Origin of the sequence: Rhodopirellula europaea 6C (assembly GCF_000338295.1) — a bacterium.
Classification (GTDB): Bacteria; Planctomycetota; Planctomycetia; order Pirellulales; family Pirellulaceae; genus Rhodopirellula; species Rhodopirellula europaea.
The window spans coordinates 98,063-113,341 of record NZ_ANMO01000269.1 but is presented as its reverse complement, the minus strand read 5'-3'; the positions used below and the strand labels follow the sequence as shown (position 1 = coordinate 113,341).

The following is a 15,279-nucleotide window of genomic DNA, read 5'->3' as shown; positions in this document are numbered from 1 at the left end:
CTTGCCGGTTTCAGAGCTTTGCTCAAAGCGTGCCTGCAAATCCACCAAGCCATTGGCTCGCAAAACGTCGATCGGGTCTTCTTGTTGGTAGGCATTCAAGTCGCCAATGACGAGGACTCTTGGTTCTGTGCCATCTGACTTCAGCGAATCGATGTAATCACAAATCGCCAAGGATTGAGAACGTCTTCCCGCGTTGAAGGCACCTTGCCCGTCACCTTTATTTTTGTTGTCTGGTTCTGCGTCGCTTGCACCGCCCTTCGATTTAAAATGGTTGACGATCACCGTGAATGGTTCGCCTCCATCGTTTGGTCGGAAGGATTGTGAGATCGGAGTTCGGGCGATGTGAAAGGCGTCGTCGCGAATCATGTCGACATCGCCGTTGGGTGAAACTCGATCGGATCGATAGATGATTCCAACGCGGATCGCGTCTCGTCCACCGGGTGCATTTCGAAAGTCATCGGGCAAGCCACAGCCCTGGAAGGCGTCTTTGCCGATCGCTTTGTTCAACGCCGCAACGAGTCGTTTCTCAGCGTCGAGGTTGTTCTCGATTTCCATCAGGCCGATGACATCGGCGTCCAACGCGACCATCGCGGAAACGAGTTTGGCTTCCTGGCGTTCCAGTTCTGCAACGGAATCCGCACCGCGAGCGTTGTTGTTTCCGTTGTCGAGTGTGGTGAAGTAGTTCAGCACGTTGAAGCTGGCCACGGTCACATCCGCTTCACCAACGTTGGGTCGTTGCGGTCGCTCGGCGGCTGTCCATCGCAGAGGTTGATCTGCAACGAGAAGAAGTTTGCTGCCGGCCTGGACCATTTTTCCTGAGACGCCATGCAAGACCGATCCTAGCCGGACTGTCGCATTCGTTGTCCCCAAGTTCGGGAACAACAATGGTGGAAAGATGTTTTGGGTTGCCGGTCCATCATCGAGCGTGATGATGGCGGTGTCGTTGAATTTCTGAGCCTCGGTCACTTTGGCAACGTTGCTGCCGCCCTCAAAGGAGTTAGCACTCGGATCAACGTCGTTTGGGTCCACTCGGCTGGTCGGCACATACAACCGTTGGCGGGCCACGTTGATCTGTCCCCGGCGGACGAGATCGTAGGTGTCCACGATGACGAGGTCGCCTTCGATGGCGACCTTCTTTCCGATTAGCGATTGCCAGTCGACCGAGCTCAAGTCGCCGCGAATGACGACTTCATCGGTGCTGGATGCTCGAGTCTCAGGCTGCTGCAAATCCGACGTGACGGTCGATGCTGAGGTATCGGGCGACTCTGGCGTTTCAAGCGTGGTGTCTATGGAAACGTCGGGTGCAGTTGCTGGTTTGCATCCCAATGATGTTAGCAAGCCAAACGTCAGCGAAGAGATTAGGGCGATTCGAATTGGATTGTTCAATTGATGCATGAATCGTAGAAGTGGCTGTGGCGAGAAGAGGGGAGCGGTCCTCGCCCATTGATCTCCACGCTAGGAATTCTTTGAACATGATCTTCGAGATGGTGGTTCGCCTGTCAATCGTGATAAACGCTCTTAAGGAGGCTCTGGTTTGGCAAACGTTCTTTCTAAACCGATTCTTCATGGATCGTTCGCAGCCTCGAGCTTCTAGCCCGTAGAAAGCGAGCGTCGGTTCATCAAAAAATCAGGCCTTACCGAGGTTCGGGCAATTCGTCTTCCTTCGATTGTGGATAGGATGTTGCGGACCGCACACCTGGGAGCCATTCAATGCGAAGCGTTTTGATTTTTCTGTCCGCCAGTCTTCTGAGTGGTTTGTCCTGTTCGGTTGGGTTGGCTGAAAGACCGCATGTCTTGTTCATCATGGCGGATGACATGGGATGGAAGGATTTGCACTGCCAGGGCAACGAGGTGTTGCGGACGCCCAACATCGATGCGTTGGCACAATCAGGGGTGCGTTTCGACAATGCCTACGCGGCTTCCACGGTCTGTTCTCCAACACGTGCGGCTCTGATGACAGGGCTTGCTCCCGCGAGATTGCACATCACCCAACACGGGGCGGATGGCAAACAGTTCTGGCCAGAAGATCGTTTGATTCAACCTCCGTCGACCAAACATGAATTGCCTCACGAAACCACTACGATGGCGGAGCGATTGAAGGCAGCGGGGTACGCCACTGGATTCTTTGGCAAGTGGCATTTGGGCGGCGACAAAAGGTACTGGCCAACCGAGCACGGATTTGATGTCAACATCGGCGGTTGCGGGCTGGGGGGACCTCCGACGTACTTCGATCCTTATCGCATTCCCGCGTTGCCGCCTCGCAAAGAAGGCGAGTACCTGAGCGATCGTTTGGCCGATGAAACGATCGATTTCATGCGGCGTGAGAAGGACCAACCGATGTTCGTGTGCCTGTGGACTTACAACCCACATTATCCATTTGAGGCACCGGAGGATTTGATCGAACACTACAAAGGCAAAGAAGGTCCGGGCCTGAAGAACCCCATTTACGGCGGCCAGATCGAAGCCACCGACCGCGCTGTCGGACGCGTGCTGCGTGAGTTGGATTCGCTCGGCATCTCGGACGAGACCTTGGTGGTATTCACCAGTGACAACGGTGGTTGGTCCGGTGCGACTGACAACCGACCACTGCGAAAAGGAAAGGGGTATCTGTTCGAGGGTGGGTTGCGTGTACCTTTAATCGTTCGCTGGCCCGGCGTGACCGAAGCGGCGACGGTGAATGAAACTCCTGTGATCAGCATGGATCTGACAGCAACCGTTTTGGATGCTGCAGGGGTCGGGCTTGCCGGCGATGAATCACTTGATGGCGAAACATTGCAACCGTTGTTCAGTGGTGGCAATCTCCAGCGAGATGCGTTGTACTTTCACTACCCACACTTCGCGTTTCACAAAGACAATCGTCCTGGCTCCGTGATTCGTAGCGGCCAGTACAAGCTCATTCTTCGTCACGACGACGATTCCATCGAACTGTATGACTTGGAGAATGATCTGAGCGAGAAGAATGATCTGGCGGGGGTTCACCCCGAGGTGACCAAAGATTTGAAAGCTCGCCTGATTCAATGGCTCGAGACGACCGGCGCTGGAATTCCAAAGAAGCGAAGCAAGTAGGCAGGGACGATTGGGTTTGATCCCGTGAGCCGTCTGGGCGTTCGCTCCGATCTGCGTGGGAACCGTGGCTAACGCCAACCGGCTCATAAAACCAAAGACACCTGCGTGCCTGCTTCGATCTTCGTCTCATTTGCCAACCAAACCCGCTATCGAACGTTGAGTTCGGTGGTGATTCGCTGCAGCGGCATTGCGTTGCCCTGCGTGTCGCGAAATTCGACCAAGTTCTTGGTCTTGATGAAGACGGCATAGCAGACCGGTGGCGACTTCTGCGCAATTGCGGTTTCGAACGTTTGTCTGGAAACCTCAGGGACGGAGGATTGGAATTCAACCAAGTCGCTTTTCGTCTCCGTCATGCAGAACTTCTTCCCCTCGTGGGTCCACGTTCCCCGTTCTCGGCTGGTGACGCTGTAGAGTTGTTGGCTGTTGCTTCCGCTGGACATTGCTAGCGTGGAATAGACTTCATAGGTACCGTCGGGAGCAAATCGATAGGTGCTTCGATTCATTCCTTTGTTCCCACTGGCGTAGGTTTCCTCCAGTTCGAAACTCCAGCGTCCAACCATTTCTAAAACCGGCTTGTCGGCAGCGACTTCTTTGGGCCGGTTGGCTGAGTCAGTTGCCATCGATTTTGGCGACGTTCCGTTCTCGATGACGGGGGTGATTGGGAAGTCGAGAGCTTGCAGGCTTGAGCTCGAAACGGCACAGGCGAAATGCCCAATTTGCAGCGGAGCACCCAGCCCGCTGTGTTGGTCGACTGTATTTCCGGACTTCCAGTCGACCAGTGTGCTGCCATCGATCAAGACATAATCATCGTCGCAAAAGATGGCACCGTTGCTGGTGCCGACACCGCTGATTTCGGTGTCTTGAATCCATTCGTTTTTGCGAAGATCCAGAATCAAAACGCGACCGATCGAAGACAAATAGAGTTTGTCTTCGCTGGGATTGAAGGAGACCTTGGGATAGTAAATGCGTCCGAGATCGCTCAGCGATTGTGAGCCGGTGATCTTGCCTTCTGACAGATCGACCATCACCAGTTGTGTTGCCGAAGCGATCGCCAATTGGCTCAGGTCAGCGTTCGTGTGCCAGTAGGGTGGCGACCCCATTTCGATTTGCCAAAGTGCACGTCGTTGTGGCATTTGCCAAGCCACGATGTGCCCACCTTTGCTGCAAGTGATCAAACGGTTGTCGGGGCCGGCGGTCGCGAATCGGATGCCTGGGTTGGATTGACCCGCGTAGGGTTTCCAAATGTCGCCACGTTGCACCTTGCCATCGCGGATGTCCCAAGATTGCAAGTCCTCGTTGGTGGTCGTTCGATCCTTGCCCATGCCAATCATCACGACCGTGCTGCCATCGCCGAGGATGGCGATCGGTTGCATCGCGGTTCCTGGAACAGCAGGCAACTCGGTCAGTTGGCCGGTGCGGAAGTCGCCAATCATCAAACGAGTTTGAGCCGACGGCCCACTGCCGCTGATGTCGCTGACGGCTGCTTTCATCAACAGGCTGTTCGCGGCGTGAGCCTGCCGGTTTCCATGCGGTTTCGGCAGAGCGACTGGGTTTGGTTCGAACTCCGACGACTTTGGATCGGAGACTTTCACGTTCCAAACGGTGTTTGAAAACTTCAAACGTGGGGCGGCGTCGAGTTCCGCCTCCGGGTCGTTTGAAACCTCGATTGGTTTCGGTTGGTCCGCATCCGGCGAAGGCGGGGCCGGAGATGAAGGGGCGGACTCCATGTTTTTCAGATAGGTTTGATCGGCGTCGCTGAGCCGATCACTTGGGATCTCAATCTTGCGTCCTGACCTTGTCTGCAAGACAACCTTCTTGCCGACCTGTTCGATCAGTTTCGCGGTGACTTGAAAGCGACCGCTGGAATCCTTCCACACTCGTTCCGTGCTCGGCTGATTGTCCTGCGCCGTTACGAAGATCAGGCAGAACAACAGCGACGGAATGATTCCAATGGCGATGCGAAACATACCTGGCTTTCAACGGTTCGAACGACGGATTGAATATGCGAGCGCGGGACGCATTGTACCGTTGTTCAAAGCAAGAGTTGTTGCGACGGTTGCTGTTTGTCAGCGGCTTCGCCTGTTCATTTTTCGCCTGATGCATACTCCAAGCTTTGTTTGCCTGATTGGTCGATCCGTGTGGCCGCACCGCTCGCACCACCGACGATGAACTGGCTGCCGTCGCGATTGGAATCCAATGCATACAGGTAATCTCCAGCGACCTTGGCGTTGGTTTCTCGAGAGCCGTTGTCGGTGCGGTAGACGCGGAAGTGACTGTCGCCGCTGGCAACTCCAATGCGATTTTCGCGGCCGACATAAACCAGTTTTGTCACTTCGGTTTTGAATCCCGTGATCGTGCGTGTGGCTTGGCCCGTTTCAATGTTCCAGATTTTGACCGAGGCATCAGCAGAAGCCGTTGCGAGTTGACGGCCATTGAGGTTCCACGCGATCGAGGTGACATGGTGCGTGTGTCCTTCGAGTGTTTTGATCAGCGTGCCCGATTCAATGTCCCACAGTTTGATCATTTGATCGGCACCGCCGGTCGCCAAGATCTTGCCGTCCGGCGAAAAGCGGACACACAAAACGGTGTCGCTATGCGAGTTGGGGATCTCGCGAATCAGGGAACCGTCGGAGACTTTCCAAAGCAACAATTCACCGGTCCGCGAAGGATCGCCGCCACCGGTGGCTAGCAGTTTGCCGGAAGGATGAACGTCAATGCTCAACACGCGATTCGCAAACGGGCTCGGGCCAGTCGTCGCACCAATGGTCTGGCGAAGATTCCATGAGCGGGAAGGAGCAACGAAAGCCTGGGTCTCGCCGTTGGACCCTCGAATCAGGACGCAACGATCACCGCTGGCGATCAATTGTCCGTCGGTTGGCAGTTCGGACAATTCGGCCAACCAGTCACCGGTTGCGGACCACAGACTCCATGCGTTTTGAGATGCGTCGTCGGTGTTGGCGGCGTGTGTGAGAACGCGAGATCCTGAAGCCATGACGGCGAGTGTGGCATCGGTTGCGCGAGATGAATCATGCCGTGATTGAGAAGCGGCGGCCTTGGCTTTCTTTGATTCGTGTTCTTGTTTGAGTTTTGCGAGGACCTGTTGATGACGTTTGTGTTCCGCTTCCAAGTCCGTTAGCCGAGCCTCACCGCGGGCTTTGATTTTCTCGGCTTGGCTGAGTTCTTTGATGGCAGCGGCGAGTTCGCTCTCCTTGGTCGCAAGGGCTTGCTTGGCTTCCTCAACGCTGGCCTGTTTCTCGTCTCGCAGTTTGGTTTTAGTTTCGATCTCTTTGACAAACGATTCCAAGTTCTTCTTCTCTGCCGCGACGTCGTCTTCGGCTTGCTTGACGTCTTTTTCTTGAGCCGCGACCAATGTTTCGGTGACGAGTGTTTGCCAGTTGTCGTTTGCGAATTGAGCTTTGGCGACAGGATCCGTTTTCGCAACTTCGACATAGCTTTGATCGGCGATGTTGTATTGTCCCAATGATCCTGACTCGGTGCTGACCCACAGCGAGGTGCCGTTGGGCGAGAGCAAAGCGGACACGGCGGGAGCGGGCAAATTGCCGGACGCTTCGAACGTTTGATTGGCTGGATTCCAGTTGGCAACGTTGCCGGTTGCATTGATCGCGATCAACTGATCCGGCGTCTCAGACGCCGAGTGGATCGCAAGCACGGTTTGGTCAAAAACGTTGTGCTCTGTGTTGGTCCAAGCGTCTCCGCCTCGGTTCCAAAACAAGACTTGGCCATTTTCTGTCGCAGTCGCTAAGCGATCTGGTCCGATCCATTGCATTGAAGTGACCGCGTTTGCGGCGTCGAGGGTTTCGACGTCTTTGCCATCGATTCGAACGATGCGAATTGTGCTGTCCCACTGAACTGCCGCTTGATGACCAGCTTTGTCCAACGCGATTCGAACCTGGGTAGGATCGTCGGATTCTAAATCTTCAGGCAGGTCAAAGCTTTTCATCCACAGCCATCGATCTTTGCCGACTTCCGCCACACTCAGCTCTCCACGACGCGAGAGTTTCGCGAGATGAGTTCCTTTGGCATTGATCGCAATCGACAGGGTGTCGTCCTGATTAATTGAGGGAATTTTGGCTGGTTCGAACGGTGTTCTCTCCCAAATCTTGACGTTGCGATAACCCGCCGAGATGAGTTGGTGGCCGGTCGGATCGAGGAACAAATCTTGGACGAAGTCATCGTGAGCCGGCTTTGTTTCTTCGCCTTCGACGATTGCAAGCGTTTCAATTGGTTCAGAGGACTTGGTGCCGAACACACGAATCTGGTTGCCAAAGCTGACCGCGGATAATCTTCCGTCGGCGGTCATGGCTGATCCGTAAACCGTTTGCAAGTCGGTCGGTAGCGGCTGCCATTTTTGTTCCGCCGGAACGTTGGTGGCTTGGTCGACAATGGCGCCGGATTGGATCCAACGCTTTAGCAAAGCGAGCTCCTTCGGATTCAAAATCGAAGCCGAAGCATCGTTGTCTTCCGGTGGCATCACGGGATCATCCGCGTGGGATGCGAGCAGGAACAGTCGACTTTCCGCGGGGTTTCCGGGAACGACGAGATCATCCAATTTGGAGGTCCGGATCTGTTCTCCGGATTCCAGGTTCACACCGCCTTCATCGTCGCTGGTGTTGTGGCAGGCAACGCAGTTTTTTTTCAGCACCGGTGCCACGTCGCGGCTGAAGAGGACTTCATGGTCGTCGGGCAACTCGTCGATCGGGAGCGTGTCTGCGCTCACTTGGTTGGGCGTGCCGACGATCGAATCAAGTCCGACGCTCCACTCAAAACTCAGTGCCAGCACGACGAGCAATGTCTTTGTGGCTGGGCGGATCATGGTGAGGCTTCTTTGGCGGGGGCAGGAGGAACGGTGAGCCAGAACTCCGTCAGTGGAATGGATGGCCGCAGGTTGTAGGTGGCCTCGATGGTTTCTTCCGTCGGCTCGTCATTCGCGTCCAAAATGGTTCCCACGATTCGGAAGCGACCATGGCCGATCGCATTGTCCGCAGCGGTCAGTTTCAGTTTGACCGTCTTGGCGGTGTCGCCTTTGGGTTCGGAAACCGCGGCGTCCGACTGGATCCCATCGGGCAAATCCGTCGCGGCGATTTTGACTTTTGAGTTGAAACCCGACTTGCGATTGACGGACACGCTGAGTTCGAGCGGTTTGGACTGAGTGACGACGAAGTGATCTTCAGTCATCGAAAGTTGGCACTCCGGTTTCAATTCACAAATCGATAGTTGGTAGAAGTGTCGAGGGCCAAATTCGCCCAGCATCTCGGCGACGGCGACGTCGATGGGACCGTCCTCGGTTGCGGTGAAGTCGACTCCCGCGTCATAGCCACCGGACGACATGTCGTCGTTGCTGGCCAGTGTTTTGCCTGACTTCGCCTCTGTGATCGTGAGTTTGGAGTCGAGCAAGAATCCGTTGGCTTTGGATCGGACTTCGGCGCGGTACTTGGTTCCTTTGTTGGCCTTGAAATTGTAGTGATGCGTTTCATCTGCTTTCAGGAAGTGACCGAACAGCAAAGCGGGCAGCGTTCCATCGAACTTGCCACCGGGTAAGACTCGATGAACCGATTCATCAACGGGTGGAACCCAAGACCACCCCAATGCATCGGGGATCGTCGCGACGGGAGGCGAGAGGCTTTCGGTGATGTTTGAGACCGTCGCGATGGGATCGCCGAGGTTGTAGCCAAACGCAACGGTCTTCTCTTTGTCGGCAGCAACATGATCCAAGAACGGGCCGGTGGTCACGTCCAGCGTGTAAATGAATGAGGCAGATCCCGCGTAGCCGATCGTGCTGTTGGGCGTTTCGGGGAACGCGAAAATGCGGATCAGGAGTTCTTGATCTGAGTCAGCGGTGAAAACGATTTGTGGGTCCAATCCACGGACATCGTCGGAATGGAAGAGCACGTTGCCACGAAGATCGGTCAACTGCAGCACCGCATCCATGGGTGACTTCAAGACTTGGTTGGCCGTTGCGGAAACGACCAATGTCTGGCCCGTCTTCAGTGACACGCGGTAGGCATCACTGTCGCCGCCCTTGGCCAAACGACCGGCGACGACGGTGGAAAGTTCAATTGGGTTGGCTTCCGATCGTTTGTCATTGGGTTCCGTCTCAGAGAACACGCCGACGGAGGAGAGGATCAGCGGAACCAACGCGGTCATGGAATGGTCGTCGTGGAATCGGATCCACGCGACTCCCGGTGCCGCGTCCTCAGCGACTTTGACGGTCAACTTGCCGGAGTCTTTGCCAGCCGAAATGGAAACCTGGTCGGCATCGCAATCGATGTTGGGCGGCCAATTGGGAAATTTGCCTTCCGCGGCGACCGCTGTTTCGGCACCAACGGCAACGGCCGGTGGGAACACTCGATCCAGCTTGATTTGTGCGTGAGCCAAGTGCGGGGTGAAGCAGCATAAAATCAATGCCCACAGCAGGCGAAGCTGAAGTGTGGAAGCGATCACGAAGCAACTCGCACGGCGTGAACGAAGGATGGTTTCGTAGACGCACCTGTGGTTGATTGAGTTCAATGAGTGACGCACTAGCTCATCAACTCGGTGATTGGAGTCGCGTCGCTGACCAAATGTGTGGGGCGTCCTTCGCCGGTGTACATCATTTGGCCAGGATCGATGCCGAGTTTCTCGTAGATGGTCGACACGAAATTTTCTGGTGACAGGACTCGTTCGACCGCGGCGTAACCTTGTCGGTCGGTTGCTCCGATGACTTGTCCGCCCGGCGTCTGACCGCCCGCGAACACGACGCTCATGGCGTTGGACCAGTGGTCGCGTCCACCGCGTTCGTTGATCTTGGGTGTCCGTCCGAACTCACCCAAGACAACGACCAAGGTGCGCTCCAGCATGCCTTGTTGTTTCAGGTCCGAGATCAAAGCCGCGACCGTTGCTTCAAACGGTGGCAGTTTCTTATCCAGTGCATTGAAGATGTCGACGTGATGGTCCCAGCCACCGCTGTAGAGCGTCACGAAGGGAACGCCGGCGCCGACCAATCGACGGGCGAGCAAGGCTTGCTGGCCAAACGGGTTGCGTCCGTAAGCATCGCGGACCTCGTCGGATTCTTGGTGAATGTCGAAGGCGGCTTGGGCTTCTTTGCTGCTGATGATTTGCAGGCTTTGCTGGTAGAACTCGTCGACCGCCAAGGTTGGATCGGCGACGCTGGCGTCATTGAAACGCATCATCGTGTCGATGCGTTGGCGGATTTGTTGCCGGGAACTGAATCGGCCGTCGGTCAGTCCCGTGGGGATCGTGACATCGCGAACACGGAAGCCGGAACTGTTCGGATTGTCGGGAACGACGAACGGGGCGTACTTGCTGCCGAGGAAATTCGGGCCTCCCGAACGCGACATTCGAGGAAGAGAAAAGTAGGCGGGAATCCCGTGAGGGGCACCGATCTCTTTGGAGACCACGCTGCCGAGGCTGGGGTGAAAACTGACAAACGCACCACAACCAACCGGAATGCGAGGCGGGGCTCCGGTCATCATGTAGTGATTGCCGGCACCGTGGTTGCCCTGGTCGTGCCGAATCGAACGCACGATTGCGAGGTCATCGCTGATCGCCGCCATTTTTTGCATCGGCTGGGCGAATTGAATGCCGGGCGTTTGAGTCGCGATGGGCTGGTAGGTACCGCGAATTTCGACGGGGGCGTCTGGTTTGGGGTCAAACGTTTCGTAGTGGCTGGGCCCGCCGTCCATCCAAACCAAGATGCAGGCATCCGCCTGAGCGTTTCGGCGGCGTGAGCCAGAGTTCTCCGACGCGCGAGCTTGCGCACTCAAGGCCGCTGATAGGCCTCCGCCGATCAGTCCGCCAAGACCCAATTTCAGACCGTCGCGGCGCGTCAGTCCTTCACAGTTTGTCCAAGTGTTCGACATGATTCATCAGTTTTGAATAATAAACTCAGGCGAATTCATCATCGCCCACATCAAGTCCTCCATCACACGCCGACGACCTTCATCGGTGGTTTCCTTTTGTTCTTCATCGCCACTTTGATTCGCAGTGGCGTCCTTGTTGGCAGTGTTTTCGCTGGAGTCGCGAATCAATGTCTCGGCATAGCTTCGTTCTTCGTCGTTTGGCATTCGCGAAAAAATAGCCAAGTACAAATCCGTCACGATCTCCGCCGGAGTCAGGTCGCTGTTGGCCAGCGACGCCGCACGACCGGAATCGCTTCGGACACGTGCGTCGAGTTCTCGCGAATTCATCAGGTGCAACGTTTGAGTGACGGATGAATCGGGAATGCGTTCGCACGGTGGATCCTTGTTCTCATCCGGTCTGCCAAACGTATCCAGGAACGTCGAATCGATCCGGTGCGTCCAGACTTGGTTGGCTCGCGATTCGGGTGCCAAGCCGGAAAAGGATTCCGACGTTTCGGTCACGTCCGCGACCGCTTGAGCGAGCACCTCGGCCCGCAATCGGTGACGGTAGTGACGCGAATGATTCAGTCGGTCAGCCGCGTTGGTTTCGTTGGGAACGGAACTGGGCGAGTAAACGTTGGACAGGACGATGGTTTTGATCAGGTCCTTTTGATCGAAACCGGATTGTTGAAAGTGCTCCGCCAACGCATCGAGCAGCGCTGGGTTGCTCGGTGGATTGGTGCTGCGAAGATCGTCGACCGGATCGACGATGCCTCGCCCCATCAATTGTGCCCACACGCGATTGACGTGAACCTGAGCGAAGTAGTCGTTGTCCGGGGACGTCATCCATTCCGCGAGCGCCTCCCGCGGATCCGAGCCCTCGGCCACCTCGGCGGTTCCAAACAGAGGCGAGGGAGGCAGCACTTCGTCGGTCACGGGATGCTTGACACTTCCTTTGGTGGAAACGTAAACGATCTCTTCGCCACCCGAGATCGGCGGCGACAATCCTTTGCCTTTGCGGCCGACTCTGCCGAAGTAGGCGGCAAAGGAATAGAAGTCGTGTTGGCTCCACTTTTCGAACGGATGATGGTGGCACTTGGCACATTCCAAGCGAACGCCGAGAAACAGTTGGCTGACCAGCGTGGCGACTTCATCAGGGCTGCGTCGATCTCGGAACAGTGTCACGGCGCCGTTGTGCCACGTGCTGCCTTTGGCCGTGATTAGCCGCCGTGCAAATTCGTCGTAGGGAACGTTTTCTCGAAACTGCTGACGGATCCAATTGTCATAGTTCAAGACCGCTTTGATCCCGACGCGATAAGGATTGGGACGCAACAAGTCCGCCCATTGGTTGGCCCAGTGATCGATGTATTCCGGTTGATCGAGAAGTTGGTCGACGAGCCTTTCGCGTTTGTCGGGATCTTGAGACTCAAGAAATTCGCGAGCCTCGTCCGCCGTCGGTGCTCGTCCGATCACATCGGTGTACACACGGCGCAAGAACGTTGATTCGCTGGCCGGAGCTGAAACTTGAATTTGAAGTTGGTTCAGTTTGTCGTGGACCAATTCATCGATGAAGTTGGCACGCGGTTGTTGGTCGTAGAATCCTTCGGGCAATGCCGTTGTTCGTGGGATGCTGACGTTGGCCACACAAATGTGATTCATATAGCGAGCCATCACGGCGGTCTCGCCAGGAATCGGTCCGGCAACGAGTTTTCCCGTGGCATCGACCGATGTGATTGCGGTGTCGTTGGAAAGGTAGCCGGTCATCGAGGTGACATCTCGTTCGCTGCCATCGCTGTAGCGAGCCAAGACAGAAAGCTGAGCCGTTTCAGATGGCTTGAGCAGGAAGTCGGTCTTGGCAATTTCAACCGAGGTCAACGTGGGTTCGTCTGCCAATCGACGTGGTGCTCCTTGGCGAATCCAAGCGGTCAGTGTCTGGTAGGCCGGCGAGCCGACTTCGATCTTTCGCCCGCCACCATGAGGCAATTCTGCCGTCGCTTTTTGAACCAACAGGCTGGATTCCGGCGCCCGGATGGTGAGTCGTCGCCCGCGGGCTTGTCGAACAATCGCGTCGTAATCGAAGTTGGAATCAAACCCCAGCAGCGAAAGTTGGAATCCGTTCTGTCCGCGTTGTTTGCCGTGGCAGGCACCCGCGTTGCAGCCTTGAGCGGCCAAGATCGGTTGCACGTCCAGTTCAAAACTGACGGGCGATTGAGCTTGCTTGGGCGATTCCGAATGGTTCGGTTGGTTCGCACTGGACGCTGAAGCAGGCTGGGTCGGATCCGCGAACACTTTGCCGGGGCCGGCAGCGCTTTGATGGATGATCCCCAACAACGTCGCTGCGATGGCGACGTGAATGGGCGACAACCTTGGGGAAAGGCGATCTGACATGGCGGGCGGGAGGTGGGTGGGGTCTGAGGAGGGACCCTCAGCATAGCCAATTGCGGAACTCCGTTGGGAACTAATCTTTGCCCGGTGCCAGATCGCCTTCGTATTACTCGCCGCAACCGTTCAACCGAATTCGAACCAGCAGATCGTTCAGCGCCGGGCGGGCGGACGGAATTTCCGGTAGTTCTGACTGCTCGTGGGCCTCCTCGAGTTGCCTGACCAATCGCTCAAATTCATGCGTGTGGAATTCGAGATCGGCGGCATCGAGTGTCCCTTTCTCCGGCCCCGTTTGCTTGCAATCGATCAGCTCATCGATGTACGAGAGCCTCGCGTTTTCGTTGAGAGTTACGAGGTTCGATTCGACCTCACCGGATCGCATCAAGTGAATTCCAGTCAGCAGCACTCGGTAGACATACAGCAACGGTTTGACTCGTGGCGGTGTCTCTTTTGCGAACAGTTTCCACTGAGTCGCGGCGAACCCGAGATAGTGGTGGGCGTGATGCCGAGTGATGCAGCCTTGAGCGATCGACTTCAGTTCCTCATGTTCCGGCGTGGAGTGAACGATCAGTGGCGAGAAGACTTGTTCGAGCACGTAACCATTTCGCTTGAGCATCAGCCCAAAGAACTTGCCGACGTCGTGAGTGACCAAGTCAATCTCAAGGCCGTCATAAACACCTTCCCTTTCGATCGGCTGTTCGCCATCCTCCAGACCGACGACCGTCTTCAGCGGCAGCAGGTGCACGCCGCGAAGATCGAAGTCGGAATCTGGGGACGGGAAACCGTACAGGTGGGCTCCACTGATGGTGGCGAACAATAGCGGATACGGTGCAGCACGGACGTGCGGCACCATCTTGTCGTAGTCGATTGTTCGGGCGTCAGTCATGGAAGGTTCTCTTGGATGGCTTTGCGGCGAGCATCGACCAAGAACGCGTTGACTCGTTCGTAGTCGGGACGATCGGGCAGTGGGGTGGTTCGAAAGGCGACTTCGAAATCTTGCTGCAGTTTCTTACGCCATTCATCTGCCTCATCGAACGGCATCTCGCCACGCTTGATGGTCAGCAGACGGTCTCGGTGTTGGCCGGCATCGACCCTCATCTCACCGCTTTGCAGGACATGCGATCCCGACAACAGCAACCGAATCAGGTGCATGACGTGTTTCCACTTCACGCGGCCTTGGTTACGGATGTCTGTTTGCATCTTCTTGAATTGCGAAGCGACGTAGCCTGAGAACGTTTGGAAAACGAGCTTGGATAGAAAGGCGTCGCGCATCGCCAGCAAGTCCTTGCCGAGCGGTGTGACGGATTCGACGATTGGCGAATAGAGACATTCGAGAACGTTCGGGTTCGCTTTCAGTGCCAGCACAATGAACTTTTGCAGTTCCCAGTAGACCTCTTGTGTTTGATCGTTCTCAAGTTGTTCGGGGACGCCGTAGAGTGACCAATGGAGCTCCGCCGGCGGAAGGTAAATGCCGCGGCGATCCGTGTCGGAATCTTCGTCTTGGAGACCATAGGCTCGCGAGCCGATCACGCAGCGATAGATCACTCGGTCGTACAGGCCCGAACTCATCAGCGGTGCATTCGCATCACGGATGGTTTGGTTTTTGAACTCCGACAATTGCACCAGTTGGTCGTGATGAATGGCCGCTTCAAACCCGTCGCTGAATTTGACGCGATATGCGTGCGTGCGATCCACCGGTGACCGCACGACCACGCCGACCGCTCCCGCCGGATGAGCGATTCGATCGTTCGACGTCATGACGTCTTTTTGCGAGACGACCTGGGTGCCCGGCGAGTGGATCAGCGAATGGTTCTTGGGAAGCGACATTGAGTTGGATGAGTGCGGTGAGAATGGAGGTGTTCGATTGTAGGTGGTGGAAAGAGTCAAGCGGTTGAAGGTTCGGTGGAGATTGGGATGGTCCACATGATGAACCTCATCATGTCATGATGTGTCCTTTGATGTCGGAACATTG

The 15,279-nt window shown here is 55.9% G+C and carries 9 protein-coding genes; 1 reads left to right on the top strand and 8 read right to left on the bottom strand.

The window, feature by feature from the left end; genetic code table 11:
* The coding region (locus RE6C_RS28670; RefSeq protein ID WP_008662436.1) for an ExeM/NucH family extracellular endonuclease at nucleotides 1-1,395 on the bottom strand (1,395 nt) is incomplete at its 3' end.
* A gap of 315 nt (nucleotides 1,396-1,710) precedes the next feature.
* Between RE6C_RS28670 and RE6C_RS28665 the strand changes: the two genes are divergently transcribed.
* Nucleotides 1,711-3,066, top strand: a complete 1,356-nt coding sequence (locus tag RE6C_RS28665) for a sulfatase (RefSeq protein ID WP_008662435.1) — start codon at nucleotides 1,711-1,713, stop codon at nucleotides 3,064-3,066.
* A 146-nt stretch (nucleotides 3,067-3,212) separates the two neighbouring features.
* Here RE6C_RS28665 and RE6C_RS28660 read toward each other — a convergent pair whose 3' ends face one another.
* The 7 genes from RE6C_RS28660 to RE6C_RS28630 all read right to left on the bottom strand — a co-directional run bounded on the left by RE6C_RS28660 (nucleotide 3,213) and on the right by RE6C_RS28630 (nucleotide 15,134).
* The gene (locus RE6C_RS28660; RefSeq protein WP_008662433.1) at nucleotides 3,213-5,033 is read right to left on the bottom strand and encodes an SHD1 domain-containing protein; all 1,821 of its coding nucleotides are present in this window, start codon (nucleotides 5,031-5,033) and stop codon (nucleotides 3,213-3,215) included.
* A gap of 116 nt (nucleotides 5,034-5,149) precedes the next feature.
* Nucleotides 5,150-7,900, bottom strand: a complete 2,751-nt coding sequence (locus RE6C_RS28655; protein WP_008662432.1) for a WD40 domain-containing protein — start codon at nucleotides 7,898-7,900, stop codon at nucleotides 5,150-5,152.
* Nucleotides 7,897-9,528 (bottom strand): PPC domain-containing protein, encoded by a 1,632-nt coding sequence (locus RE6C_RS28650; protein ID WP_236618594.1) that lies wholly within the window; start codon nucleotides 9,526-9,528, stop codon nucleotides 7,897-7,899. Before RE6C_RS28650 ends, RE6C_RS28655 begins: the two co-directional genes overlap by 4 nt.
* Nucleotides 9,529-9,605: 77 nt before the next feature.
* Complete coding sequence (locus tag RE6C_RS28645; RefSeq protein WP_008662427.1) at nucleotides 9,606-10,946, bottom strand: DUF1501 domain-containing protein; 1,341 nt, start codon at nucleotides 10,944-10,946, stop codon at nucleotides 9,606-9,608.
* A 6-nt stretch (nucleotides 10,947-10,952) separates the two neighbouring features.
* Nucleotides 10,953-13,313: a DUF1549 domain-containing protein gene (locus RE6C_RS28640; RefSeq protein WP_008662426.1), complete on the bottom strand. Its 2,361-nt coding sequence runs from the start codon at nucleotides 13,311-13,313 to the stop codon at nucleotides 10,953-10,955.
* Nucleotides 13,314-13,416: 103 nt separating this feature from the next.
* A complete protein-coding gene (locus tag RE6C_RS28635; RefSeq protein ID WP_008662424.1) occupies nucleotides 13,417-14,193 on the bottom strand; it encodes a nucleotidyltransferase domain-containing protein in 777 nt (258 codons plus the stop codon).
* Nucleotides 14,190-15,134 (bottom strand): nucleotidyltransferase domain-containing protein, encoded by a 945-nt coding sequence (locus RE6C_RS28630; RefSeq protein ID WP_039963759.1) that lies wholly within the window; start codon nucleotides 15,132-15,134, stop codon nucleotides 14,190-14,192. The genes RE6C_RS28635 and RE6C_RS28630 overlap by 4 nt, the downstream gene beginning before the upstream one ends.
* Nucleotides 15,135-15,279 lie beyond the last annotated feature (145 nt).

Coding starts and splice junctions, on each gene's coding strand:
- RE6C_RS28665 (WP_008662435.1), top strand. CDS start 1,711: ATGCGAAGCGTTTTGATTTTTCTGTCCGCCAGTCTTCTGAGTGGTTTG.
- RE6C_RS28660 (WP_008662433.1), bottom strand. CDS start 5,033: ATGTTTCGCATCGCCATTGGAATCATTCCGTCGCTGTTGTTCTGCCTG.
- RE6C_RS28655 (WP_008662432.1), bottom strand. CDS start 7,900: ATGATCCGCCCAGCCACAAAGACATTGCTCGTCGTGCTGGCACTGAGT.
- RE6C_RS28645 (WP_008662427.1), bottom strand. CDS start 10,946: ATGTCGAACACTTGGACAAACTGTGAAGGACTGACGCGCCGCGACGGT.
- RE6C_RS28640 (WP_008662426.1), bottom strand. CDS start 13,313: ATGTCAGATCGCCTTTCCCCAAGGTTGTCGCCCATTCACGTCGCCATC.
- RE6C_RS28635 (WP_008662424.1), bottom strand. CDS start 14,193: ATGACTGACGCCCGAACAATCGACTACGACAAGATGGTGCCGCACGTC.
- RE6C_RS28630 (WP_039963759.1), bottom strand. CDS start 15,134: ATGTCGCTTCCCAAGAACCATTCGCTGATCCACTCGCCGGGCACCCAG.